Source organism: Vibrio tapetis subsp. quintayensis, assembly GCF_030409945.1.
Lineage (GTDB): Bacteria > Pseudomonadota > Gammaproteobacteria > Enterobacterales > Vibrionaceae > Vibrio > Vibrio quintayensis.
The window spans coordinates 233176-260043 of the sequence record NZ_JAUFQV010000035.1 but is presented as its reverse complement, the minus strand read 5'-3'; the positions used below and the strand labels follow the sequence as shown (position 1 = coordinate 260043).

At 43.6% G+C, this 26868-nt stretch carries 20 protein-coding genes; 11 read left to right on the top strand and 9 right to left on the bottom strand.

Annotation, left to right across the window (positions count from 1 at the left end):
* The first annotated feature begins 550 nt into the window (after nucleotides 1-550).
* From rne to cobO, 3 genes are all read left to right on the top strand, one after another.
* Nucleotides 551-3565 (top strand): ribonuclease E, encoded by a 3015-nt coding sequence (gene rne / locus QWZ04_RS18555; RefSeq protein ID WP_290329732.1) that lies wholly within the window; start codon nucleotides 551-553, stop codon nucleotides 3563-3565.
* 303 nt (nucleotides 3566-3868) lie between these two features.
* Entirely contained in the window at nucleotides 3869-5425 is a 1557-nt protein-coding gene (locus tag QWZ04_RS18550; protein WP_290329731.1) for a SulP family inorganic anion transporter, read from the top strand.
* A 137-nt stretch (nucleotides 5426-5562) separates the two neighbouring features.
* Complete coding sequence (gene cobO, locus QWZ04_RS18545) at nucleotides 5563-6168, top strand: cob(I)yrinic acid a,c-diamide adenosyltransferase (RefSeq protein WP_290329730.1); 606 nt, start codon at nucleotides 5563-5565, stop codon at nucleotides 6166-6168.
* Here cobO and QWZ04_RS18540 read toward each other — a convergent pair.
* The 3 genes from QWZ04_RS18540 to QWZ04_RS18530 form a co-directional block, all read right to left on the bottom strand.
* Entirely contained in the window at nucleotides 6149-7150 is a 1002-nt protein-coding gene (locus QWZ04_RS18540; RefSeq protein WP_290329729.1) for an endonuclease/exonuclease/phosphatase family protein, read from the bottom strand. The genes cobO and QWZ04_RS18540 overlap by 20 nt on opposite strands.
* 92 nt (nucleotides 7151-7242) lie before the next feature.
* Nucleotides 7243-7890, bottom strand: coding sequence for an HAD family hydrolase (locus tag QWZ04_RS18535; protein ID WP_290329728.1), 648 nt, complete (start codon nucleotides 7888-7890; stop codon nucleotides 7243-7245).
* Nucleotides 7891-7996: 106 nt separating this feature from the next.
* Nucleotides 7997-8788: a hypothetical protein gene (locus QWZ04_RS18530; protein ID WP_290329727.1), complete on the bottom strand. Its 792-nt coding sequence runs from the start codon at nucleotides 8786-8788 to the stop codon at nucleotides 7997-7999.
* Nucleotides 8789-9058: 270 nt separating this feature from the next.
* On the opposite strand from QWZ04_RS18530, the gene QWZ04_RS18525 reads away from it, so the two are divergent.
* The 3 genes from QWZ04_RS18525 to QWZ04_RS18515 are packed head-to-tail and all read left to right on the top strand — an operon-like array spanning nucleotide 9059 to nucleotide 11590.
* On the top strand, nucleotides 9059-10600 hold the full coding sequence (locus QWZ04_RS18525) for an AMP-binding protein (RefSeq protein WP_290329726.1): 1542 nt from the start codon (nucleotides 9059-9061) through the stop codon (nucleotides 10598-10600).
* Nucleotides 10578-10802: a hypothetical protein gene (locus QWZ04_RS18520; protein WP_290329725.1), complete on the top strand. Its 225-nt coding sequence runs from the start codon at nucleotides 10578-10580 to the stop codon at nucleotides 10800-10802. Before QWZ04_RS18525 ends, QWZ04_RS18520 begins: the two co-directional genes overlap by 23 nt.
* The gene (locus QWZ04_RS18515) at nucleotides 10799-11590 is read left to right on the top strand and encodes a lysophospholipid acyltransferase family protein (protein ID WP_290329724.1); all 792 of its coding nucleotides are present in this window, start codon (nucleotides 10799-10801) and stop codon (nucleotides 11588-11590) included. The genes QWZ04_RS18520 and QWZ04_RS18515 overlap by 4 nt, the downstream gene beginning before the upstream one ends.
* Nucleotides 11591-11711: 121 nt before the next feature.
* Here QWZ04_RS18515 and QWZ04_RS18510 read toward each other — a convergent pair whose 3' ends face one another.
* The 3 genes from QWZ04_RS18510 to apbC form a co-directional block, all read right to left on the bottom strand.
* Nucleotides 11712-13823 carry an AsmA family protein gene (locus tag QWZ04_RS18510; RefSeq protein WP_290329723.1) on the bottom strand — a complete coding sequence of 704 codons (2112 nt, stop codon included), beginning with the start codon at nucleotides 13821-13823 and terminating at the stop codon, nucleotides 11712-11714.
* Between the two features lie 157 nt (nucleotides 13824-13980).
* Entirely contained in the window at nucleotides 13981-14622 is a 642-nt protein-coding gene (gene udk, locus QWZ04_RS18505; RefSeq protein WP_290329722.1) for a uridine kinase, read from the bottom strand.
* A gap of 179 nt (nucleotides 14623-14801) precedes the next feature.
* Entirely contained in the window at nucleotides 14802-15878 is a 1077-nt protein-coding gene (gene apbC, locus QWZ04_RS18500) for an iron-sulfur cluster carrier protein ApbC (protein WP_290329830.1), read from the bottom strand.
* Nucleotides 15879-16044: 166 nt separating this feature from the next.
* On the opposite strand from apbC, the gene metG reads away from it, so the two are divergent.
* Nucleotides 16045-18105: a methionine--tRNA ligase gene (gene metG / locus QWZ04_RS18495; protein ID WP_290329721.1), complete on the top strand. Its 2061-nt coding sequence runs from the start codon at nucleotides 16045-16047 to the stop codon at nucleotides 18103-18105.
* Between the two features lie 226 nt (nucleotides 18106-18331).
* Nucleotides 18332-19174, top strand: coding sequence for a hypothetical protein (locus tag QWZ04_RS18490; RefSeq protein ID WP_290329720.1), 843 nt, complete (start codon nucleotides 18332-18334; stop codon nucleotides 19172-19174).
* A 57-nt stretch (nucleotides 19175-19231) separates the two neighbouring features.
* On the opposite strand, the gene fadR is transcribed toward QWZ04_RS18490, so the two are convergent.
* Complete coding sequence (gene fadR / locus QWZ04_RS18485) at nucleotides 19232-20071, bottom strand: fatty acid metabolism transcriptional regulator FadR (protein ID WP_290329719.1); 840 nt, start codon at nucleotides 20069-20071, stop codon at nucleotides 19232-19234.
* A gap of 637 nt (nucleotides 20072-20708) precedes the next feature.
* Between fadR and nhaB the strand changes: the two genes are divergently transcribed.
* Nucleotides 20709-22298 carry a Na(+)/H(+) antiporter NhaB gene (gene nhaB, locus QWZ04_RS18480; RefSeq protein WP_290329718.1) on the top strand — a complete coding sequence of 530 codons (1590 nt, stop codon included), beginning with the start codon at nucleotides 20709-20711 and terminating at the stop codon, nucleotides 22296-22298.
* Nucleotides 22299-22378: 80 nt separating this feature from the next.
* A complete protein-coding gene (dsbB, locus tag QWZ04_RS18475; RefSeq protein ID WP_290329717.1) occupies nucleotides 22379-22909 on the top strand; it encodes a disulfide bond formation protein DsbB in 531 nt (176 codons plus the stop codon).
* A gap of 83 nt (nucleotides 22910-22992) precedes the next feature.
* Here dsbB and QWZ04_RS18470 read toward each other — a convergent pair whose 3' ends face one another.
* Nucleotides 22993-23604, bottom strand: a complete 612-nt coding sequence (locus QWZ04_RS18470; RefSeq protein ID WP_290329716.1) for an SEC-C metal-binding domain-containing protein — start codon at nucleotides 23602-23604, stop codon at nucleotides 22993-22995.
* A 187-nt stretch (nucleotides 23605-23791) separates the two neighbouring features.
* Between QWZ04_RS18470 and dusC the strand changes: the two genes are divergently transcribed.
* A complete protein-coding gene (gene dusC / locus QWZ04_RS18465) occupies nucleotides 23792-24781 on the top strand; it encodes a tRNA dihydrouridine(16) synthase DusC (protein ID WP_290329715.1) in 990 nt (329 codons plus the stop codon).
* 124 nt (nucleotides 24782-24905) lie between these two features.
* Here dusC and malZ read toward each other — a convergent pair whose 3' ends face one another.
* Complete coding sequence (gene malZ / locus QWZ04_RS18460) at nucleotides 24906-26747, bottom strand: maltodextrin glucosidase (RefSeq protein WP_290329714.1); 1842 nt, start codon at nucleotides 26745-26747, stop codon at nucleotides 24906-24908.
* Nucleotides 26748-26868 lie beyond the last annotated feature (121 nt).

The following is a 26868-nucleotide window of genomic DNA, read 5'->3' as shown; positions in this document are numbered from 1 at the left end:
ATAAAAACCTACAAAAATGGAGGTTTAGATAAGCTGTGTATAAGTAGTGGGTTACTTTTCAACCGATCATCGCCCGAATCGCTATAAGCCCCGTAAATTCTTAGCTTCAAGCCAACATAACAGCACTCACCTCTCTTTTTTTGCGCACAAAATGATAAAGCGGATTGCCGTGTTTTCATTGCACTGCTATAGTTCTCAGCTGCAATGATGCGATTGGTTATATTTCACACTATTTAAACCAGTCTCATCGCAATGTACTAGCAATGAGAGTAGAAAACTTCTTAGTCCTTATGCAGCAATGGGCGTCAGACATAAAATCTAGAAGTATCAATTGTCGCTCTACTCACCTTACCAATGATGAGTTTTACCGCCTAAGTACGCGGGCTACATCTATTTTTATGAATCGATGTGGCAACTGAGTGTCCGCGAGCATCCCTTCCAGCCGAGAGGTTGCAATGAATATCCACGGGGTCAGACACCATAGGTAAAGACGCTAGGCGACAAGCTGAATCTAAGAAAACAACGAAAAATATAACGAGATTTTTAAATAATGAAAAGAATGCTTATCAACGCAACTCAAAAAGAAGAGTTGCGTGTCGCTTTAGTCGACGGACAGCGCTTATTCGATCTAGACATCGAAAGCCCTGGCCACGAATCAAAAAAAGCGAACATATACAAAGGACGTATCACTCGAATCGAACCAAGCCTAGAAGCTGCATTTGTAGATTACGGCGCTGAGAGACACGGTTTCCTACCCCTTAAAGAAATCGCTAAAGATTACTTCCCTGCGGGTTACACATATCAAGGCCGTCCAAGCATTAAAGAAGTGCTTAAAGAAGGCCAAGAAGTTATCGTTCAAGTTGAAAAAGAAGAACGTGGTAGCAAAGGTGCTGCGCTGACTACTTTTATCTCTCTTGCCGGTAGCTATCTTGTACTTATGCCAAACAACCCTCGTGCCGGTGGTATTTCTCGCCGCATCGAAGGTGACGAGCGTACTCAACTTAAGGCAGCACTAAGCACATTAGAGCTACCTCAAGGTATGGGTCTTATCGTACGTACGGCTGGTGTTGGTAAAAGCGCGGAAGAGCTAGAGTGGGATCTTAACGTTCTACTTAACCATTGGAACGCGATTAAAGATGCGTCTAATGACAACGCAGCTCCATTCCTAATTCACCAAGAAAGTAACGTAATTGTTCGCGCTATCCGTGACTACTTGCGTCGCGATATCGGTGAAATTTTGATTGATAGCAACACCATCTACGAACGTGCGAAACAGCACATTCAACTTATTCGCCCAGATTTCCTAAATCGTGTGAAGAAGTACGATGGTGAAGTACCACTATTTAGCCACTACCAAATCGAAAGCCAAATTGAATCTGCGTTCCAACGCGAAGTTCGTTTGCCTTCTGGTGGCTCTATTGTTATCGACCCAACTGAAGCGCTAACCTCTATCGATATTAACTCCTCTCGTGCAACGAAAGGCGGAGATATCGAAGAAACAGCACTGAACACAAACTTAGAAGCCGCAGATGAAATTGCTCGTCAATTACGTCTTCGTGACCTTGGTGGTTTAGTTGTTATCGACTTCATTGATATGACGCCTGTTCGTCACCAACGTGAAGTAGAAAGTCGTTTACGTGAAGCTGTTCGTATGGACCGTGCTCGCGTTCAAATCGGCCGTATTTCACGCTTCGGTCTGTTGGAAATGTCACGTCAACGTTTAAGCCCGTCATTGGCTGAAGCAAGTCACCACATTTGCCCTCGTTGTACCGGTACTGGTGTGGTTCGTGACAATGAATCATTGGCACTTTCTGTTCTTCGTTTGATTGAAGAAGAAGCACTTAAAGACAACAGCATCCAAGTGCTTGCCGTTGTACCTGTTGCTATCGCTTCGTACTTATTGAACGAAAAACGTCGCTCTGTAAACCATATTGAAAAATCACAAAATGTGAAAATCACAATTGTGCCTAACTCTGATATGGAAACCCCTCACTTCGAAGTTATTCGTCTCCGTGATGGTGAAGAGCAAGACCTGCTTTCTTACTTAGTTCCTAAAAAGCTTGAAGCTTTAAAAGAAGCTGAAAGCAAAGAACCTTCAGAGGCAGAAATCAAGCCTAAGAAACTTGAAGAACCTGCACTTAAAGGTTTTGCCGCTCCTGCTCAGTCTGCTCCAACTCCGGCTCCAATGCCTAAAGCTGCTACATCAGCGCCAAAAGCTGCTGAAGTAGATGCTGAACCTGGCTTGTTAAGCCGTATGTTTAAAGCACTAGGTAGTTTCTTATTTGGTTCTTCTGAAGAAACAAAACCCGAAGAAAAGAAAGAAGAGAAGACAGACGACAACCGTCGCGGCAATCAACAACGTCGTGGCCGTAAAGATCAGCGTGACAACCGCCGCCGTAACTCACGCGATGGCAATCGCCCGCAACGTAATAACAAGCGTCGTGACGAAGAATCTACGCAAGATCGTAACAACGAAAACAAGCCTAAAGCTGATAACCGTAAACCTAGACAAGAGCGTAAGCCTAGACAGGAACGCAAGCCTAGGGATGAAGCAAAAACTAACGAACTTGCAGAGCAAGGTAAGCAACTTGCCGCTGAAGCTCAAGCCGAAGCACCTGTTGTTCAAAAAGAGAAGAAAGCGGAACAAGTTAAAGAACGCCGCCAACGTCGCAAGATGAACAAGCAAGTTCGAGTGAAAGCTCAGCAAGAACAAGCAGCTGAAGAAGCGAAAGCAACAGAAGCACTTGCTGCGGCTAACCAAAACGAAGCGAAGCAAGAACCACAGGCAAAAGCTGAGAGTGAAGAGGGCAAGCAACGTCGTAATCGCCGTTCACCTCGTCATCTACGAGCAAGCGGTCAGCGCCGTCGCCGTGGTCGTGACCGTCGCCCTAACCCATTCCGCCTACGTAAGGGTGGTGTTGCCTCTCCTGAAATGGCAATGGGTAAAGTGATGCCTAAGTACGATCTCTACAAGCCTAAGAAGCGTAACAACGCTGAACAGAAACAAGTAGATACAGTACTTCCGCTATCTCTTCCAGCAGGCGGTTTTGCTTGCCCTGAAATGTCTATGGGTAAAGTCATCATCATGCGCCCTGTGGTAGCTGAAGTCGCTCCAGTTGAAACGAAAGTTGAAACAATTGAAGCGCCTATTTCTCCTGTGACAGAAGTCACTATTGAAACACAAGCACCAATTGTTGAAGCAAAAGTTGAAGAACAAGCCGTTGTCGTTGAGGCTCCAGTAGTTGAGGCTCCAGTAGTTGAGGCTCCAGTAGTTGAGGCTCCAGTAGTTGAAGCTCCGATAGTTGAAGCTGCACCTGTTGTTGAAACGAAAACTGTTGAAGCTAAAGCTGTTGAAAGCAAGGCTGTTGAAGCTAAAGAAGTGCGAACTCCACATAAGTTGAAGTCGCAAGTTTCTGCTCCAATGGCAAGTGCACCGGGTAATCAAGAGCTGAAAGAAATTGAAGTGATTGCTGCTCCATTCCGCACAGAGACTTTCCAGCCGAAAGGCGCGGGCAGTCAAGCGGCGTCAAGCCAAGCTTCTGCCGCAATGTCTAAAACACTTTAAGTGTGATTAAACGGTAAGCTCTATAAAAAAAGACCGCACTATTCAGTGCGGTCTTTTTGTATCTAGACTTTTCAATTTGAGCTCTTGAAACAAACCACTCTATTCCTACCAGAAACAACTTAATCATCAATATAAATCAATTGTTCATAGAACAATCACTCTATCAATATTGAACTTCGTCACGCTTTTCGGTAGGATGCGCGCACTTACACATCGAAACATAACGCTGCTCTTTTACATTGACATTATTTGACCCAGCCTATCTTCGATAACATTCACCTCTAGCTAATTGACTGAGCAAAAATGTTCGAATTTCCACAGTTTTCTAAACACTCTGTTAAAAACGATGTGCTTTCTGGTTTAACCGTAGCACTTGCCCTTGTTCCAGAAGCCGTTGCTTTTGCTTTTGTAGCAGGTGTAGACCCAATGGTCGGCTTGTACGCTGCATTCATTGTTGGCTTGATCACATCTATCTTCGGTGGTCGCCCAGGCATGATCTCTGGTGCTACTGGTGCGATGGCGGTTGTAATGACAAGCTTAGTACTCACACATGGTGTTCAGTACCTATTCGCCGCCGTTTTACTAGCGGGCATTTTGCAAATTACTGCGGGTATTTTCAAACTCGGTAAATTTATCCGAATGGTTCCGCACCCAGTGATGATTGGCTTTGTTAATGGTCTGGCTATTGTAATTTTCTTGGCTCAGTTAGGTCAGTTTAAAGCGCCCGATTTAACCGGTGCACTCACTTGGCTACCACAAGGTCAAATGATGTTAATGATGGGCTTGGTTCTTTTAACCATGGCGATCATTCATTTCTTACCAAAAATCACGACCGCAGTACCTTCGTCTTTGGTTGCTATCTTTACCGTGACGGCATTAGTTCAAGGCTTAGATCTTGATACTCGCACTGTCGTTGATTTCTTACGTAGCATGTCAGGTGACAGTGCCGCTACGCTAGCTGGCTCATTACCAACATTCTCGATTCCAAATGTTCCTGTTTCTATTGAAACGCTGCAAATCATCTTGCCATACGCAATCATCCTAGCAGCCATTGGGTTGATTGAGTCACTGCTAACTCTGACGGTTATTGATGAGATGACAAACACTCGCGGTCAAAGTAACCGTGAATGTGTTGGTCAGGGTGTGGCTAACGTGACCTGTTCGGTATTTGGTGCGATGGGCGGCTGTGCGATGATTGGTCAATCGATGATCAACGTTAACTCCGGTGGTCGTGGCCGTCTTTCTGGTATTGTTGCGGCTCTAAGCTTATTGTTCTTCATTCTATTCGGCTCTGCTCTGATCGAAATGATCCCACTTGCGGCATTGGTCGGTGTTATGTTCATGGTTGTGATTGGCACATTTGAGTGGGCAACATTCAAATTGGCGCGTCGCGTACCAAAACAAGATTTCTTTGTTATCGTATTAGTAACAGTTGTTACCGTACTGACAGACTTGGCTGTGGCCGTTCTCGTTGGTGTGATTGCATCTGCACTTATGTTTGCATGGCAACACGCGAAGCACATTTACGCTTCAAGCCATTTAAATGCAGAAGGGTCGAAAGAGTACCATATCAATGGTCCTGTATTCTTTGGCTCTGCCGCTAACTTCTTAGAACTGTTTGACGCTCAGAATGACCCTAAAGACGTTATTGTCGACTTCGCTAACTCACGTGTTACAGATCACTCAGCTATCGAAGCCATTGAAACCATAGCAGAGCGTTACAGTGCTCTTGGTAAAACGCTTCATCTTCGTCATCTAAGCCAAGACTGCCGCGCACTACTGCACAAAGCAGGTAGCCTAGTTGAGATCAACGTAAAAGAAGATCCAAGCTATAAAGTTGCGACTGATATTCTTGCTTAATCACTAGCACTAGCTACGAAAACCTAAAAACCAGCGCATTTGCGTTGGTTTTTTTTGCACTTAATTTTCCTAAGGTTTTTACCGAACGCAGGATAAGTTACTATATTGTAAAGCCAAAGAAGAATTAAAGGGGCAACATGTCTTCTCAACAAAGCAAAGATGAACGCTATCAAGCGCGCCAAAAAAAAGTAAAAGACAAAATCGACGAGAAAATCGCAGCAGCTCAAGAAGTAAAAGGGTTATTGCTCGTTATTACCGGTAATGGCAAGGGCAAATCTACTTCTGGTTTCGGCACCATATGCCGTGCGATTGGCCATGGCTTGAAGTGTGGTGTCACTCAATTCATCAAAGGAACATGGGACAACGGCGAAAAAAATCTACTCGAAAAGCTGGGTGTCGAATTTCATGTAATGGGTACAGGATTCACTTGGGAAACTCAGAATAAACAGAAAGATACCGAAGCCGCGCAACAGGTTTGGCAAGAATGCAAACGTATGCTGACTGATGAATCCATTGATGTACTGCTGTTTGATGAACTGACCTACATGGTCAACTACGGTTACATCGACTTAGAAGAGTTGACAGAAGCATTGAAAAACCGCCCTCCGATGCAATCTGTTATTATTACTGGCCGAGGCGCTCATCGCGAACTCACAGAACTGGCAGACACAGTATCTGAAGTTCGTAATGTTAAGCACGCGTTCGAAAATGGCGTAAAAGCACTTAAAGGCGTGGACTGGTAATCGCATCACTATAGATATCGGTTGTGGCCTTGCCAATCACCGTTAATATTGGGCTGTGATCCGACCCTTCAAATTCTAGCAAAGCGCGGCGATGGCAAATCCCGTACTTTGCTTTTGAATCACTCTTCAGCCACAGATGATCGATTCCGATCATAGAGGCTTTTGGAAATTGAACCCCAGCCAATTCAACAGGCCAACTCCTCACGGGCTGTCGTTCAAACTCAACCAACATCCTTTTAAACCGATGACTTTCTGACGATAAGTTAAAATCCCCCACGACCAGTGTTGTATCAAGTGGAGATAAGGAGACAAGATCCTCCAGCGCATCCATTGTGGCATTACGAGCCAGCCATAAGGACTCTGTTCTTGGAGAAGGGGGGTGACCCACGTAGAGCGCAATATCAAGCTCAGCGTTCGGCTGCCAAATACCTCGAATGAGTTTATGCCCATAAGCGGATCTGAACACACTCATCCCATACAGTCGATTTTTGCTTAGTACCATCTGGCCACTTGGATAGCCTATTTTGCCTTGCCCACCATATTGAAATGGATAGACATTATCCAACACTCTAAACTGTTCACCATGGCCGGGAGACACTTCCTGTAAAACAACGAGATCGATAGGTTGGGTACGAATGTACTCAATAAAAGCGGACAGGTCGGGGTTTTCATAGCGAAGATTATACTGAACAATTGAAACAGGCTTTATGCATGACTCGCCACGCTCGTAGGTAGCCGCTGGGATGGAAAAAAACCAGATGAAAGCCAACCCAATAGTGCAAGCTGTAAACCGATACGGAGCAGAAAACAAAAAAATCACACTCAAAAACGCATAATAGCCAATGAGTATCAAAGGTATGCCTGTGAGATTTTCGAGCCACCAGATTGAACGAAATTGCCCGGCCCACAAAAACACGAATGACGGAAATAGTATTAAGCCAATGTACAAATAGCGCTTTTCTATCACCGATTCACTTACCATCCAGCCCTTGGTTATCTAATAATTTAGCAGACAAACCGGACAATTTTAAGGGCAGGTGATTCCCTACCCCACAAGAACTCAATGAAACGCTTCTATTTAAGTTCGGCCAATACCAACTCTAGTGACGAACGAACCTTATGATCTAAGGCCAAAACCTCATCGCAGGGTTCAACAAGATCGGGAATTTGATACGTCGTCATATTGGCTGCTACCGCAGAGCGAACGCCATTATTTGAGTCTTCAAAGGCAAGACAATACTGGGCATCAACCCCTAATCGGCTTGCCGCGAGCAAAAATATTTCAGGGTCAGGTTTACCCTGCTTTACTTCGCATCCAGTGGCCAGAACATCAAAATACTGGCTCAGCCCTGCTAAGCGTAACTTAGTTTCAGCGACTTCTTTTCGTGTCGATGTCGCAACGGCAATAGGTACATTGTTTCCTTTCAACCACTCTAACAGCTCAACCACCCCATCTTTAATAGGAATAGCTTGATTCATCACAACCGCATCATAGCGCTTTCGCCACTCAGCATTAAGGCTTGGATAGTCGAGGTCTGGGCCATATCCGTTACAAATCGCTTGCTCAATACCAGCAGCATTGCGCCCTATAATAGTGAGGTATACATCTTGCAAAAATGGCACGTTGCGCACTTCACAGGCTTGCTTGAATATTTTCATGCACACCCGTTCAGTATCGAGTAAGAGCCCATCCATATCAAAAATTGCGGCTTGAAACGTCATAATTATCATCAGAGAAAATAAATCGAAGCCCGTATTCTACACGAGCTAACAAGACAGCACAGTCAATCCGTTGCAAATAATGTAACCAAAATCGTTTAGGCTTAGCTTAGTTAAATTTTATGCGGTTTTGATGGCTATAATGCCCATCTGGCCATAAGTAGACCGGATACTGATATTTCGTCGCTTCCATAATATTCACCACTCCCGGTAGTTTCTTCTTCAACGACTCTTTGTTCTTAATCATCATCTCATCAGATTCGAGATCCGCTGATGAACCAAGGTAGGCAGCAGTAGCAAGATAGAAAAACTCTACGGTTTTGCAGCTGTCATCACAGGTCGGATCGTCATAAGAATAACTCCCTTGTTGCTCAGCCTTTTGCCATTGTTTGTATAGCGAACTTGCTTGTTCTTTTTGATCGCTGAAAACGGTTGGATACAGATTCTGCCAGCCTGCGTTAACGATTAGGTGATGGATTTCTTCTTGAGAGGCATCTCGACGTGAACGAGGGTTCGTTTCATTGGCGGCTAAATCTTGGCCCACTAAGCCGTCAAGCTCATCAGACATCGCATCAAATGCACGGTCGTTAAAGCCTTCACCGCTCATTAGCAGCGTCGCACTGTTTTGTTTGAGTAACGGGAGCAGTTTTGGTTCGTCGACGTCTCCGTCTTGATTGTTATCCAGCCACTGTGCCGTGACGCTTGCGGCATGTGCCAGTTTCTCATCATCAACTTTGTTAGTCGCACAAATCGTAACCGAATCAAAAACGACGGCTTTTTGAATAAAAAAGTCGCCGGGACAACCCTTTATTGCGTTCGTTTGAGCGTCGAACTCATCGCTAGCTAAAGAACTCAATGGCAAAGCCAAAAAAACAAGACTGCATATGGTATTCATTTTCATCGCTGAGGTTCTCTTTTAACAAATAGTTATACACATCCTAATACGATTTGAGATGCTCTTCTGTCACGAATTGTCACGCCCGCCGGACACAATAACCTACGGCGTACTGGCTTAAGCCCATACGCACTCTATCTATTTATATTCGAGTGCACCGCCAACCAGATTGTACAGGTACCATGACAAACCATACATATCCATACAAAACTCTGATACTTTCATGTCGCCTCATTTTGTACAGTGTTCATATAAGTAAAAACATGAGAAAACACGGTGTCTTCCACTATTAAAAAAATTTGGCATAACTTCAATCGCTTAGGTGAAAATCACCAAGCTTTGTGGGTAAACAACAAAAGTTATTCCTATCAAGATTTAGCCAATCGGTCGCATAAGATCAGTTTGTACCTGAAAGCATGTCATGCTCATCAGCAAACCATCGCCGTGTTAGCGACACGCACTGTAGACAGCTATAGCGCGCTTTTGGGGATTCTATTTAGTGGTAATATTTTTCTACCATTAAGCATCAGACAGCCAACTCAGCGTCTTGTGGATATTTTACAAGCAGCGCGATGTGAATTCATTATTGCTTCACCATGTGACAGCCCTTTAGTCGATAGATTATTGCAAGATTTGCCTCAGCTCCAAGTAATTTGGCAAGCAGAAACCCCAAACGACCAAGAAATTGTTCCATCGATGGCGCTGAGTAATAACGATGAAATAGTAGACGTCAGGACAGGAGGTTACGCTTACCTGATGTTTACCTCAGGAACAACGGGAAAACCTAAAGGCATTGGTATTACGCATCAGAATTTAGATCACTATATTAATCATATGGATTCATGTTTCGAATTCAGTTCTACTGATCGATTTTCGCAACACTCAGATCTCACTTTCGATCTTTCAGTGCACGACTGGGCATTGTCCTGGAGTCACGGGGCTGCTTTGTACGTTTTGCCAGAGCTACTAAAAAGTTGCCCGGTAGATTTTATCCGGTTTCACCATATTACCTGTATGCTCGCCGTTCCCAATATCATTCCATTGTCGGCACAATTGAACAAACTTGAGGAAAATAGCATTCCATCTTTGAGGTTCAGTTTTTTCTGCGGGCAAGCACTCAGTGTCGATCACGCATCCCTATGGGCTTTAGCGACTAACCAAAAGTTGGTCAACCTTTACGGGCCAACAGAAGCAACCATTGCAATCAGCGCCCACGAGTTCAATCCCCAACAAGACTACCAGACTGCATACGTCCCTATAGGCAGTATGTTCAATGGCCAGAAATCCAAATTAGTCTCGATGAAACATTCTGATTGTGCTCGTTTATACATTCAAGGTGAACAAGTCATCAATCAATACTGGCACAACGCCATCGCTGATAACCAAGCCTTTAAACAAGATTCGTCGGGTAAAACTTGGTACGACACCGGTGACATTGTGACGGTAGACGGAAACGGGTTGAACTACAAAGGACGTGAAGACCACCAAGTTAAAGTTCAAGGTCATCGCGTTGAATTAGGTGAAATAGAAAGTACCGTTAGGCAATTAGGTATAGAAAGCGCGGCGGTACCTTGGCCAACAAACGCATGCGATGGCGCCATGGGTTTGGTTTTATACGTTGTCGAAACATCAAACACTAAGCGAACAGCTATAGAGAAACACCTTAGCATGAAACTGCCCCCTTATATGGTTCCGAGCAGCATTCATTTTTGCCAGAATTTACCGATTAACATTAACGGCAAAGTTGATATTAAGGCCCTTCAAACACAACTAAATAAACTAGCAGGACAAACCCATGATACAAGCACATATCAATGAATACTTGGCCAATTTTGGCCACGAATTATCAGATGATAGCGCCATTTTCACCGAAATCGACTCGATGCAATTCATTGGCTTACTTTCCCATCTAACTCAACATGGTATCAATGCAGACTTGGGTCAGTTTCACCTACCTATGTCTGCCAGCTTGCGTGACTTTATCCTGTGGCTAGAACCCTTTTCAAAGGAAAAATCATGACTCCAGAGCGTGGCGTTGCACTCGTGGCAAAGATACCGACATACCTTCATGGGTTTATCGCCAAACTTGCTGCCAGTTTAATCCATAAAACCAGGTCAGATGTTGCTTATAAAGGACTCGACAAGGCGTTCCCCACCATGAGCAATACGGATAAGCAACGCTTATCTCGTGCTTCTGCATACAACCAATTAATGTCACTATTTCGGTGGTTACATATTGATAAACAAAACATACAAGCTGAAGGAGTCAATGAAATAAAACACGCAGCCAGGGAGCGGCAAGGCGGGATCGTCCTGTCTTTGCATCTAGGTATTGCAGATGCACCTACTTGGGTACTTAACCAAAATGGTATCGCTACAAAAACCATCGTCGGTGCTGGTTCAGACGGAAATAATAAGGAAAGCCAATGGGTTGCAGCAATGTTGGATCACCGTGATTGCCCTTATATTGCAAGATCAGATAATTTTATCATTCAAGCAATTCAAAATATAAATCATGGTAATTGGCTCATGTTTCATTGCGACATGAATGCGCCGGGAGAGAGACACACTTTTTTTAAACACCCAACTCAAATCCCGGCCATCGGCATTCAATTAGCAATGCTAAGCAATGCACCTATTTATTTTAGTTATGGCTGGCAAGACGGTGATATTTACCATACTAAATTTACAAAATTTGAAATAAAAGAAAGTCTCGAACAATCTGTTTCTCACCTTGTAGAACAAATGGAAACAACAATACGTTCTCACCCAGAACATTGGATTTGGCATTACAACCGCTGGAAGTAACACAAATTGATGCGTTGCTGCTAAGTAGAAGTAGAAGTAGAAGTAGAAGTAGAAGTAGAAAAATAAACGCGCAGATATCATTATCTGCGCGTTTTTATTTTATTTATTGAAGTGAATTACGTTAGTTAAATAGACCTTTTAATAACTGGTCTGCCAGTTTCTTAGTGTCGTCTTCACCCACTTTGTCTTTCAACAGTTTTTTCAAACCGCGTTCCGCTTCTTTCTTGGCTTTCTCTTTTAGCACATCATCAAATACAAGTTTGTATTGAGGCTGTGTCCAAGAACCTGAAACGTTAACAGGGATGGTTAAGTCACGTAGCTCTTCTATGTCTTTGCCACCTTGGCCTTCTAATGACCCAACAATAGACGCTCTGATCAACATGTCGACTGTTTCATTGACATAATCAGCTTGGCCATTGCCGGTCACTCGCAGCAATGGGGACTCCATGTGCATATTGGTCGTTTTCATGACCCCTTTATTTAGATTAAGGGTTGCCGTTAGCGCACTAAAGTCTGTTTTCTTCTCTTGATCGCCACCTTCAACCTTTTGTCCTTTGAACTTGGCGTAGTTACTGCGGATCATATGAGGCAGGTTCACTCCATAAACAGAACCATCTTCGAAGTTAATTTTAACCACTCCGGCAAGATTTTTCTTCAACTCAGAAGGCTTTAAGCTTTTGCCTTTCACATCAACGTTGATGTTGCCAGTCCCTTCAACTAAGTCAAACTGAGCGACATCCACCAGCAATGGATGCACTTTTACGCCTTTAATCTGCTTACTAACCACATAGCTTGCTGGCGATTTACGCGCGTCTAGTTGTCCCGTAGCCTTAATGCTGCCTTGGTATAAATTCGCACTAAATGTTGTCAGCTTAGCAACACCACGGTTAACACTAAATTTGGTGGTCACTTTTGCTAGCTTCGCGTTTGCGGCCTTAAACTTATCAATCACAATCGAGCCTTTTACATCCAGGCCTTTCAATGCTGATAGATCAGGTTCAACTTCAACTGCAGCCTTGCTTGCTGTTTTATCTGAGGACGCAGTTTCACCACCAGTACTTGCTGTTGCAGGTGAAGAAGTTAAACCAAGGAATTCATCCAAATCAATGTTTGGGCTGTGTAAGTTAAAGCGAACCTTTGGAATATCTGCCAACGTCACATCCGCTTTACCATCAAATTGAAGTTTGTTCGCGGTGAGCTTGTTTAATGCAAAGGCCAAATGCCCTTTAGCCACATCAAACGTTAACCCTGAATCCATCGTCACTTTCATAGGAGACTGAGGCAAAGCTTTACCTTCAAGGCTTGAATCCAGCACCAGTTTATCAAGTATAATTTGGCTAAATTCACTATCAATAGTCAATTGCGTACTGGCTTTTGCATCGATGTCTAAGTCAGCAGCGCGGCCCTTTACGGTAAATTCTAACGTATTCGGCGAATCGAAGTTTAAGCTAGCAAGAACCACTTTTGCTTGCTCAATATTAGTGGCTGGGTCTCTAAATTGACCGTCAAATTCTAAATTTTTAATCTCGTAGCTGGCAAAGCCTTGACCTAATTTTAAATCCACTTTCCCGGTAGCCGAAAATGACTGTTCGCCGTTTCGACCTTTTCCGTCAAATGCTGCATGTGTCCATTTATCGAGTACAAATTCAGTCAAAGTAAAATTCAAATCAAACAGTTCAAGATTACTGGCTGTTTGTTGGTTCTGCATTTGAAGTTGTGCGTTAGTCACTGAAATCCCAGCTAACTTAATTTGCCACTCGTCTACTGCTGAATTGGACGTCGACGACGATGTTTCGTTAGTCACAGTTGGCTCGGTCGTTTGTTCAGCTTTAGCCGTGCTTGATTGAGACAGTACATCAAGGTTACTTGCGCCACTTTTCAACGTTTCAATAGCAAAGTGTGCACCGTCTAAGTCGACGTTTCCAATCACTAACTGTTTGTCTAACAGCGGCATCACTTCGATTGCTAAGCCGACCTTTTCAATGCTCAGCATATTAGCCGCGCTAAATCCCGCTGGATTTTTGAGTTCGGTTTTTCCTAAACCAAAACCAAGAGAAGGGAAGAATTGCCAACTAATATCGCCATCAATCACAAGCTCTAAACCCGTTTGTTGCTTCGCTTGATCAACAATGAGAGGTTTAAATTGATTAGGGTTAATAAACAGGACTAAGGCAAGTACCGCTAAAACGATAACGGCAATAGGGATAGAGATAAATAAGAACAGTTTTTTCATTTTTTCTTCCTTTCCATTAAGAAGAACAACGCCAGTTGCTAGATTTTGTTTACCTAGGTTTACAATACAAAAGTGGCGCATAATGCGCCACTTAAAATCATTGTATTTACGTCAGTTTTCTAGAAATAAGACGAAAACTGAAGCATTGCTAATGTATCTACGCTTTTAGCAATTTCGCAATATGCGCTTTTAATACATCAATCGCGATACGGTTTTTACCACCACGAGGGACGATAATATCCGCGTATTGCTTCGACGGTTCGATAAATTGCATGAACATCGGACGAACGGTTTCTTGATACTGTTTCAGCACAGACTCCATTGTACGACCACGCTCTTCTACATCACGTTTAACACGACGCAACAAACAAATATCTAAAGGAGTGTCCATAAAAATGGTCGCGTGCATCAGATCGCGAAGACGAGGATCAGTAAGAAGTAAGATACCTTCTAAGATGATCACTTTTTTCGGAGTTAATGTAGTTGATACGTCAGTGCGAGTATGTTCAGAGTAGCTGTATTCTGGAACTTCTACCGCCTCCCCTTTCATTAAAGCTTCTAGATGCTCACACAATAAATTGTGATCGAGTGCGTTTGGATGATCGTAGTTAGTTTTAACACGCTCTTCCATGCTTAAGTGGCTTTGATCGTTGTAGTAACAATCTTCCGTGATCACACCAATGTGATCGTCCCCTACTTTGGCACGAAGCTCATTATAAATGGTGCTTGCGATTAAGCTCTTTCCAGAAGCAGAAGCGCCAGCAATTCCTACGATGACGCATTGATTATTATTAGACATGTTAAGTGCACCTGATGCGAGTATGGTGTCAAGACAAAGATAAACCGCCTGATTATAAGGGCTTAAAACAGTTTATTCCAGCAATGAATCTCCTGTTTTTAGCCGAGCGTTTGTTTGTTGAACGCACAATATTAACGTAATCGTTTGCATGCCTATTGAGCCTAGACGCAAATTTGACGTTAATCTATCGCCATAATGTTAATTGCTTGAGGTTTTGCTTTACCATGCCAATAAACTTGAGCCGCAACTCGGCCTGCAAGCTGACGGTATTGAGCACTGTGCTCACTGTCTGGTCTTGCGGCAACGGTCGGTTTACCGCTGTCTATGTCTTCCCTCAGCGATAGATGCAAAGGAATTTGCCCAAGTAGAGATAAGCCATATTCTTGAGCCATTTTTTGCGCACCACCCTCACCAAAGATCGCCTCATGGTGGCCGCATTGGCTACAAATGTGATAGCTCATATTCTCGACAACTCCGGCAACCGGTACCTCTACTTTATCAAGCATCGCAACGCCCTTACGCGCATCCGCTAATGCCAAATCTTGAGGTGTCGTGACGATGACTGCCGCTGTCACCGGTATTTGCTGCGCTAGCGTCAGTTGAATGTCTCCGGTTCCTGGTGGCATATCAATAATAAGATAGTCTAAATCGGGCCATTGGGTTTCATTAAGCAGTTGGGCAAGCGCTTTAGACGCCATAGGGCCACGCCAAATTGCCGCTTCTTGTTTATCCACTAAATATCCGATGGAGTTACTGTATAAACCATGAGCTTGAATCGGCTGCATCCATTTATTATCGTGAACGTCTGGCTTTTCTTGCGTGGTTCCTAGCATCATCGGAACTGATGGGCCATAAATATCCGCATCGAGAATTCCGACTTTACCGCCATTCGCAACTAACGCGAGGGCTAGGTTTACCGCCGTCGTCGATTTACCCACGCCACCTTTTGCTGAACTAACCGCAATAATATTCTTCACGCCCGTCACCGAGCTCTTAACCGTTGTTTCTAAGGAGGCAACATCGGTCACTATTTGAAATTCAAAGGTTGGCACTTGTGCCGTTTGAATCTGTTTTCCAATCCAACTTTCGAGGCTTTGAACTAACTCATTATTAGGAAAGGGCAGAGTGATTTTCACTTTGCCTGAAGCAAGTATCACAACCCAACCTGGCGCATGGCTCCAGTCTTCGGTCAGTAAAGGGTGTTGATATTGTTCCAACCATTCGCATAGCTCGAGTTTTGATTTAAATTGTTCCATCATAAACCTCCAAAGATTATGTGTTTATGCTAACACTGCGCTTCGTTTTGCCAAACCCCAAAAAATATAAGGCGAACCAAGCCCGAGTCCCTTGGAGTCAGAGCCTGCATGAGGTAATATTGACCGCTAAGTTTTTAATACCTCTCTAGTAAAGCGAATTATAAGTATGGCGACTGATCCAAGAAAAATGTTGGTAACTTGTGCCCTTCCGTATGCAAACGGTTCTATCCACCTTGGCCATATGCTCGAGCATATTCAAGCGGATATTTGGGTTCGTTACCAGCGCCTACGCGGCAACACTGTTAATTTCATCTGTGCTGACGATGCTCACGGCACGCCAATTATGCTTAAAGCACAACAGATGGGTATTACACCAGAAGAGATGATCGCCGCAGTAAGCGAAGAACATCAAAAAGACTTCGCCGGTTTTGATATCAGCTTTGATAACTATCACAGCACCCACAGTGAAGAAAACCGCGAGCTGGCGTCTCATATTTATCTAGAGCTTAAGAAAAACGGCTTTATTTCTAGCCGCACCATTTCTCAGCTATTTGATCCTGAAAAAGAAATGTTCCTTCCCGATCGTTTCGTTAAAGGCACTTGCCCTAAATGTAAGTCAGAAGAGCAATACGGCGATAACTGTGACAATTGTGGCGAGACATACAGCCCAACAGATCTTATCGACCCTAAATCTGCCGTTTCTGGAGCAACACCAGTAATGAAAGATTCTGAGCACTTCTTCTTTGATTTGCCTCAGTTTGAAAGCATGCTTAAAGAGTGGACTCGTTCTGGCTCTCTGCAAAACGAAACTGCTAACAAGATGCAAGAATGGTTTGAATCTGGTTTGCAGCAATGGGACATATCTCGCGATGCGCCTTACTTTGGTTTTGAGATCCCAGGCGAAACGAACAAATTCTTCTACGTTTGGCTAGACGCACCAATCGGCTACATGGGTTCATTTAAAAACCTTTGTGACAAGCGTGACGACCTCGATTTCAACGAGTACTGGAAAAAAGACAGCAGCACTGAGCTTTACCATTTCATCGGCAAAGACATTGTTTATTTCCACAGCCTATTTTGGCCTGCAATGCTAGAAGGCAGTGGTTTCCGTAAGCCTAACAATGTGTTTGTACACGGTTATGTAACGGTAAATGGCGCGAAGATGTCTAAGTCTAAAGGTACGTTTGTAAAAGCAAGCACTTACCTAAACCACCTAGACCCTGAATGTTTACGCTACTACTACGCAGCTAAACTCAACAGTCGTATTGACGACCTTGATCTTAACCTTGAAGACTTCACTCAACGTGTTAACGCTGATGTTGTAAACAAGATAGTTAATCTAGCGTCGCGCAATGCTGGCTTCATCACCAAACGTTTTGAAGGCAAATTGTCTGCTAATTTTGCAGAGCCTGAGCTTTATAGCGAGTTTGCAGCCGCAGCAGATCGCATTGCCGAATGTTATGAAGCCCGTGAATTTAGCCGTGCAATTCGTGAGATCACTGCTCTCGCCGATAAAGCAAACCAATACGTTGACGAAAAAGCACCGTGGGTAGTGGCGAAAGAAGAAGGCAAAGATCAAGAGCTACAAAACATCTGTTCAGTGGGTATCAACCTATTCCGCGTACTAATGACTTACTTGAAGCCAGTTATGCCTGAATTGACTGCTCGTACTGAAGCGTTCTTAAACGAAACATTAACGTGGGAAGGCATTGCAACACCGCTAACTGACCACGAGATCACTAAGTTCAAAGCGCTATTTAATCGTATTGACCCTAAAAAAGTCGAAGCGATGATTGAAGCATCTAAAGAAGATGCAGCCATTGAAATGGCAGCTAAAGAGCAAGCTGAAGCAGCTAAGAACAAAGCAAGCCAAACTGAGCTAGAAAAAGAGCCCGTTGCTGAAGAAATCGAATTCGATGACTTTGCGAAAGTGGATATGCGCATTGCTCGTATCATTTCTTGTGAAGAAGTGCCAAAAGCGAACAAGCTACTTAAATTCCAACTCGATATCGGTGGTGAAACTCGCCAAGTATTCTCTGGTATTAAGTCTGCGTACAAACCAGAAGAGCTTGAAGGTAAGCTAACTGTGATGGTTGCAAACCTTAAACCACGTAAGATGAAGTTCGGCATGTCTGAAGGCATGATCCTTGCGGCGGGCCCTGGCGGCAGCGACCTATGGATTTTAGAACCTCACGAAGGCGCCCAACCGGGTATGCGTGTGATGTAATAAAGGCTAAAGGCTAAAGGCTAAAGGCTAAAGGCTAAAGGCTAATAATAGTAAAAACCACTTACTGCACAGTAAGTGGTTTTTTTGTTTTAGTTTGGTGCGATCGCCCTCTTTTAGAGCATCCAATCCACGCAAATTACATCTATCTAGCTGATATTTAAGTAATAATAATTGTGGCACCTTTCATGCTAGATCAACATTAGGTCTTGAGATAGAGGAAATGCCCATGTTTATAATCATCTGCATACTGACACTTTTTTTAGGTTATTGGTCTATTGTCCAACTCTCTCATTTAAACAAAGAGAAAAACCACCAGCGATACCAGCAACTTTCCATTTTGCGGGAGCTGATCCAATTATGTAGAGAACATAGACGATATACACATCACGTGCTTGCCAACACAAACGGCACAAATCGGCGTTCGGATCTGCGCCAAATTCGTAGAATACAAAACCTAATCACATCCACAACACAACATATCACCGCGATTGCATCACCCGGAGAGAAGAGCACGTATCGAATTTTATCCACCAACCTGATCGCTCTTACCACTGGGTGGAAACAAAACTCTATGGCTCGAAATCAGTTAGAACACGGTAAAGCGATACGCCATTGTATTTACCTAGTTGATGAACTGATGATCGATTGGCTTCTCAAAAATAGTAATGTAGAACTTGAACAACGGTATCTAAATACTTGGCATCAAATCCTAGATGGTATGGACTCACTGACACAACTGAGAATTGCTATGATTGAAGACGGAGTGTCTCAACATAAGGTGCTGAGAAACGCACACTTGATATCTAGGCGAATCAAGCAACTATCTATGTCCAACAATCAACCCTTGTCGACCCCAGCACGTCTTAGTATCTACACTCGACTCGATCAACTTATTGAACATGATGCGAATATTGCCGACATATCAGATCGGTACCAACTGACCAGTGACATCTCCGAGGAATTATTCGCAAGTTACGACACGGTGCTAAATGTACTGTGCGAATCGTTCTACCAACCATTAAACGAGGTACGCCTCAATAGTAATCCTGTCATGAGCTCTGAAAAATAACTAAAAAAAACCCGCTAATTTGCGTTAGCGGGTTAATTGAATATCCAGTCGACGAAGTTAGCCGTCGTCTTCTGTAAAATCGTGAGGAAGATTATTCTTCATTTCATTCCAGATTTTTCCACTCTCAATGCCGTAATGACGAATCAATATAGGCAGAGCTTCTCGGTTTTCTTGCTCGCACACTTCATGCAGCTGCTTATAGAAATCTAACGCAAGAGCACGAGCTTCAGGGTTCGAGAAATAGAAGCTACCAACACGATCATATAGCTTCTTAATGCCGTTGAAAATCAAACCGTAGATTTGGTTACCAGAATGGAACGCTAAGCGCTGGAACAACATATAATCATAAAAATTAAACGTGCGTGCTACCAAAATACCTTGGCGTTTTTGCTCATCTTTTTCATTGTCGTCTTTAATGCTCAGCTTCAGCTTGTCTTTATAAGGAGAAGCCTCGTAAAACTCATCCCAACTTGGAGAGTTCAGCATATTCTCACAAGATTCAATCACACTCGTAATCGTAACCAGCGACGCCTCTTTACTTCCTTTGAAAGCATAGCGCATGAAAATTGGACTGATACTTGTTCTTGCTGCCAGAAGGTCTTCAACAATACTGGTCGCGTTATCAGCATCCAGCGTCATTAGTGTATCAAGAATATGTAAACTGGATGTTTCCATAAACTGATTTACCTTTGTCGGCTTACCGTGCTGAATGGTCAACCATCCATCACGAGCCAAACGTTGTAGAACTTCACGTAACGTCGTTCTAGTGACACCAATTAACTCAGACAGCTCACGTTCAGCGGGCAATATTGAGCCTGGAGGAAAACGTCCTTTCCAAATGCTCTCGATAATGTACTTTTCAGCGAAACCTGCTGGGCTTTTTGCCTTAATAACCATGAAATCAACTATCCGGTGGGACTCAATACGAAAATTGGACTCATCATACCACTACTTTTATAGATCGCGAAAATTAGTCTCTGTTAACGTCTCTATGCAGAGCGTCGCAAAATGTTAAATTTGATGACTTCGAAGCGTTAACCGTAATAACGTGAATTAAGTCGCATTTTTTATCATCTGCAACATAAGGGCAACGATTTTCACAGAAACATATTATTTCAATTAATAACATTTAGCATCATGGCCTTACCGATAATGAAATAGCTAGAGATTCATAAAATACTGATTTGTATCATGTTGACCTAAGTGAGCACTTGCACATCAAAATTGTAAGGATATATTTCATTTCATGTTATCCTTGTTCAGTATAATGCTGACGCTAAATTCAAATATCTCACTTTTTAATTTCAATAACATTTTTCTATTGACTAAAAAATAGGTAAGAGTAGAGTTTCGGTCGAAAATATGGAGTGTTTGTCTTATTCACGGAATGACATAGCTAGGCGCGCATCTATCTCGATTTACCGCCAAACTTTGTTCCTTTTGGACAGATGAATTTTCTGAGGAAATCCCATTTCCTTAGTTCAGGGATACAGACACACTCTTAGTGTGAATTTTACAATAAAAGAGCCTTATCATGCCGATGTCACTCGGAAACGCATTTATTAAGAATTTTCTTGGCAAAGCCCCAGATTGGTACAAACTTGCCATTATTTCGTTCTTGATCATAAACCCTATTGTTTTTTTCTTCGTTGATCCGTTTGTTGCGGGTTGGCTATTAGTGATTGAATTCATTTTTACGCTTGCGATGGCGCTGAAGTGTTACCCACTTCAACCTGGTGGCTTACTCGCCATTGAAGCCGTCGCCATCGGGATGACAAGCGCAGAGCAAGTCAAGCATGAGCTCGTTGCAAACATTGAAGTACTGTTGTTACTGATCTTCATGGTCGCTGGCATCTATTTCATGAAGCAACTCTTGCTGTTTATCTTCACTAAGATACTGCTCGGTATTCGCTCAAAAGCTTTGCTCTCGGTCGCATTTTGTTTTGCCGCTGCGTTTCTATCCGCTTTCCTAGATGCATTAACGGTTATTGCCGTTGTTATTAGTGTTGCGGTTGGGTTCTACGCGATTTACCACAAAGTGGCTTCCGGTAAAGGGAACAACGCCGCTCACGACCACACAACCGATGATGGTCTTTGTGAAGTCTCACGCGACGATCTAGAAGATTACCGTGCTTTCTTACGCTCTCTGCTTATGCATGCGGGTGTTGGTACGGCACTTGGTGGCGTAATGACTATGGTGGGTGAGCCACAAAACTTGATCATTGCCGATCAAGCAGGTTGGTTGTTTGGCGAATTCATAATGAGAATGCTTCCCGTCACATTGCCAGTACTATTCTGTGGTCTAGCAACAAGCATGCTCGTAGAGAAATTTAAAATTTGTGGTTACGGAGCAGAACTGCCTGATAGCGTTCGCAAGATTTTAGAAGACAACGATATTGAAGAGCGTAAGCGCCGTACTAATCAGGATGTCGCACGCCTTTGGGTTCAAGGTATCATCGCAGTATGGCTCATCGTCGGCTTGGCGCTTCACCTAGCTGCAGTAGGCCTTATCGGTTTATCAGTGATCATTCTTGCAACGGCATTTACCGGTGTAATCGAGGAGCACTCGTTAGGCAAAGCATTTGAAGAAGCACTGCCATTTACTGCTTTATTGGCCGTGTTCTTCTCTATTGTTGCTGTAATTATCGATCAACACCTATTTAAGCCAGTGATTGATGCAGTATTGAGCCTTGAAGGTGGCCAACAAATGGTCATGTTCTACATTGCCAATGGCGTGCTTTCAATGGTCTCCGACAACGTGTTCGTCGGTACAGTTTATATCAATGAAGTTAAAACTGCATTGATTGAAGGCGTCATTACTCGTGACCAGTTTGACTTATTGGCAGTTGCTATCAACACAGGTACTAACCTACCGTCAGTTGCTACACCGAACGGTCAAGCTGCTTTCTTGTTCTTGCTAACATCTGCACTGGCGCCATTAATTCGTCTCTCTTACGGACGTATGGTCATCATGGCATTGCCTTATACCATCGTTTTGGCACTCGTCGGTCTATTTGGTATCGCGTTCTTGCTCGAACCAATGACGGCATGGTTTTACGACATGGGTTGGATAATCCATCATTCGCAAAAAGCCGTTGGTGCTGCCGTATCGTTAGCTCACTAAAAATAATTATTGAATAGCGAACTAATTCACGTTAAAAAGCTCTGAGTAATCAGAGCTTTTTTTATTGAGGATGAAACACTTTGAGCTTCCTATACCCTATTAAACAGTTTTCTGAGTCTCGACTTTCGTGGCTACTTCTATTGTTGAGTATTTTGGCATTCGAGTTGAGCGCGTTGTACTTTCAGCATGTCATGATGTTAGCCCCTTGCGTCATGTGTATTTATGAACGCGTTGCCATGTTTGGAGTGAGTGGAGCCGCCATAATCGGTCTTCTTAACCCTAAGAATGTCGTTATTCGCTGGTTGGGCTTTGCGGCTTGGGGCGTAAGTGGTTACAAAGGCCTTGAACTGTCGATGCAGCACGTTGATTACCAATTTAACCCCTCTCCATTTGCCACTTGCGACATTTTCGTCAGCTTCCCTGATTGGGCGCCACTTCATAAATGGTTCCCGAATATTTTCAACGCCTATGGTGATTGCAGCAAAGTGGTTTGGCAATTCCTTGGCCTTTCGATGCCTCAATGGTTAGTGATTATATTTTCGGGTATTTTGGTCGCGTTAGCGGTTGTCATCATCGCTCAGTTCTCTAAACCGAAATCTCAATTTCGTTAATCAAAGCTTTTTAGTCTGCTTAAACAAAAACAGCTCCCAATTGGGAGCTGTTTTTTAATTGCTAGAAATTCAAAAAGTCAGAGCTACTTTCCGCAACACTGTTTGTATTTTTTGCCACTATCACAAGGGCATGAATCATTACGTCCGATGTCTTTAAACGGATTCACACGTTGAGATTTGCCACCTACCATGGCTTCATCGGCCGCAAGTGCCACTTCCATCACCATCACGTCTAACTGTTCAACAAAATCAGATAACCGCGGCGCAGGAACGATACCAGCTTGCTCCATCTGCTCGCGAGTTTGTGTCTCGTCGATAGCAAGCATCATGGTCGTCAGCAATGCTTGTAGCATACGTAAACTGCCGTCTCCCATTGCAGCTTCTTGCCATTGCACTTCGATAACAGGCCAAACAGCCATAAAACCCTGAGCAAATTGGGCTAAGTTAGATTCTAGCTCCGTCTCAGCAAGCACCGTTAAAGGTGAGTATTCACTTCTCTTAAGAAGGTTGTACTGTTGATTAATTTGGCCTACTACAATCGAATTAATGGCCGTAGCATCATCGCCCGCAATGTCGTTCAGCCAGACTTCTGGTTGAAGTGGCTTAGTGGCTAGATTTGACGCGAAAATGGCGCCTTCAAAAAATACAGCACTTTCCCCTTGCCAGTTCTCGGGCAAGTTAACTATTTGATACATATACTCACTTACTTTTCATTAGATCGTAAACTGTCAGCAGTATATCAAGATAACCTCAATGGGCAGATAAATATTACCGATGTTTACTGTCGCTCTTGTTGATACAATCCAATTTACCCCGCTTATATCGTGACTTTAAACGTCTAAAAAACTACAATCGCGCCTCATATTTTTAAGGCGAAGTGGTATGCGAGTAATATTAGGTCCAATGGAAGGTGTGCTAGATCACCTGATGCGAGAGATCCTTACCGAGATCAACGACTATGATCTGTGCGTGACTGAATTTGTTCGTATCGTCGACCAACTCCTTCCAGACCACGTATTCCATCGCCTGTGCCCTGAATTAGAACAAGGTTCACAGACCAAGTCGGGTGTGCCCATCCACATCCAATTACTTGGGCAAGATCCAAATTGGATGGCTGAAAACGCTGTAAGAGCGGCTAATCTGGGTGCTAGGGGAATCGATATTAACTTTGGTTGCCCTGCAAAAATGGTCAACAAGAGTAACGGCGGCGCGGCATTATTAAAGCAACCAGAGCTCATTTACCAAGTCGTCAAGGCTTGCCGTGAAGCGGTTGATCCAAGCATCGCGGTAACCGCCAAGATTCGTTTGGGCTGGGAGAATCCAGAAGATTGCTTTGATATTGTTGATGCCATCGAACAAGCTGGCGCCAATGAACTAACTGTACACGCCAGAACAAAAAGTGGTGGCTACAAGGCCAGCGAGATCAAATGGCACTACATCGACGAAATCCGCAAAAAAACGTCGCTACCACTCATTGCTAACGGCGAGATTTGGAATTACCAAGACGGCCAAAATTGCATACAAACGACCGGGGTTGACTCTCTGATGGTCTGCCGTGGTGCATTCAACGTTCCAAATTTAGGCAACATGGTCAAGCACAACCATCAGCCGATGCCATGGCACGAAGTGGTTGATTTGTTATTGCAGTATTCTCAGTACGAAATGAAAGGCGATAAAGGCCTTTATTACCCGAACAGAGTAAAACAGTGGTTTTCGTATTTGCGCCAGCAATACCCACAAGCTGCCGATCTTTTTAGAGAAATTCGGACCTTTAACAAAGCCGCACCGATCATCGAACATATTGAGCGTTACCGATTAACGCTAGAGCACGCACGCAATCCGTCAGCAGCGCTTAATATCCTCAGCCGCTAATTAACGACAATGCCCTTTGTTAGCGAGTAGCACCTACCCCCGTTATCTTTCACGTAGATTAGCTTTCGCGTAGAAAACTAATCTACGTGAAAGCTAACGGGGTGTTTTTTGATGCTCACACAGCCTAAAGGCCAAACAAACTTGCTTTGTTTCCTTCGATTTCCAAATCAATAACGCCATTGGAATACGCCAAACAATCCTCATCCGTTAGGCTGACGGCTTTTCCTTGTTCTAATCCTAGTTGCCAAAGTGGCAGCGACACCGCCTGCTTTGTATCTTCAAAGTTAACGGCGCAAAGCGTTATCTCATCGCCTAACTGACGGGCATAAACCCAAGCACTAGCCGAACAATACAGCGTTTGAATTGAACCTTTTTGTAACGATGGCCGTGCATTCCTTATCGCTATGAGCTTTTTAAAGTAATCAAACCAAGGCGACTTTTGATCTTCTATTCGCTCCCACGGGAAAGGGCGTCGGTTGTCTGGATCATGGCTGCCTTCCATTCCCACTTCCGTACCATAATACAGACATGGCGTACCTAGATAAGTAAATAGCAGTGTCGCCGCTATTTTCATTTTACTCTCATCGGAATTCACTAGGGTTAAAAATCGGGCTGTGTCATGGCTATCAAGCTGGTTGAGTTGCGAAAGTTGGTTCGCAAACGGAATTTTCGCTTTAGCCTCAATCAACCAGGTAACAAACTCATGTACGTCAATGTCGATCGGATCGAATGCGATGTCCTGCTTTGCCAATAAAGCACGGACGGGATGCGCAAATCCATAATAGTTCATAGCACCATCTTCTTGATTCCCTTGCAACCATTGACTCGCTTCAAAAAAGTGTTCACCCAGAACGTAAGTATCTGTACTTTCCTCTTTTGCAGCTTGTCTGAATCTCTGCACATAATGCGCGTTATTTTGCGCTCCCTCGCCCTCACCAAGCATATGAATCACATCAAACCGCCACCCGTCGACGTTGTACGGTGCTCTTAACCAGTGCCTTATAACCGCGTTGTCACTCTGATAAATATAATCGCGTACTTTCTCGTTGTTAAAGTTAAGTACAGGTAAGTTTTGTACGCCTTTCCATGCTGAATAATTCGATGAGGCACCATCAAAGAAGTAGTAATCTCGATAAGGAGAAGTTTGATTTTGATACGCTCCGTAACCCGTGACACCGTTAATATCAAACCAAGGATGCTCTGAAGATGTATGATTAAACACGGCATCCAGTACCACTTTCATCCCTCTTTGATGAATATCTTCCGTCAACTCGGCAAACATCTCATTGGTGCCAAAGTGAGGGTCAACATTCATATAATCGGTCGTATCGTACTTATGATTACTCTTGGACTCGAAAATGGGATTAAGATACAGGGTCGTAATCCCGAGATCTTGCAGATAATCTAACTTACTGCGAACTCCGTATAGATCTCCACCATAGAACTCACTGCCACCCGTTCCAGCGTCAACATTAATCGGCTCAGCCCACTTTCTTGCCACGACGCCTTTAGTGTTGTTTTTTACTTTATACTCGTCAGTTCTGACGCTTATTTCGGGCTTTCCATTACAAAAACGTTCTGGAAAAATTTGATAGAAAACTTGCTCACAAACCCAACTAGGTGGCCGGTGAGCAGAATTGAATTTGTAGTGATATTCTCTGCCCGGCATGCGTTTGTGAACACCACGATCGTCTAACCAAAACTGCTGTCCGGCAATGATTACCTTAAACACATAGTGAGTCATTGCTTTGTCTGGATTAACGGGGAAATCTACACGCCAATAGGCCAACGCGCCGTCTTGATCTATTCGGGACATTTCAACCAATTCTTCTTCGTTGTCCGGTTCATGTCGAAGATAAATTTTGTCGAATTTCACGCGTTCAGTTTTTAGTGTCACGCTAAGAGATTTACCATCAAACTGCATACCATCTGCAGTTTGAGAGTGATGTAGGAAAGGTCGTGTCATATGTGTTTCTCACATTATTCTTGATATTAAGCTTCAGTGTAAGAAAATTAATGGCACAAAAAATCCCCCTTTTATGGCAAAGGAGGATTTTATTAAGGTGGAGGCTTGGGGCGTAGTTCAA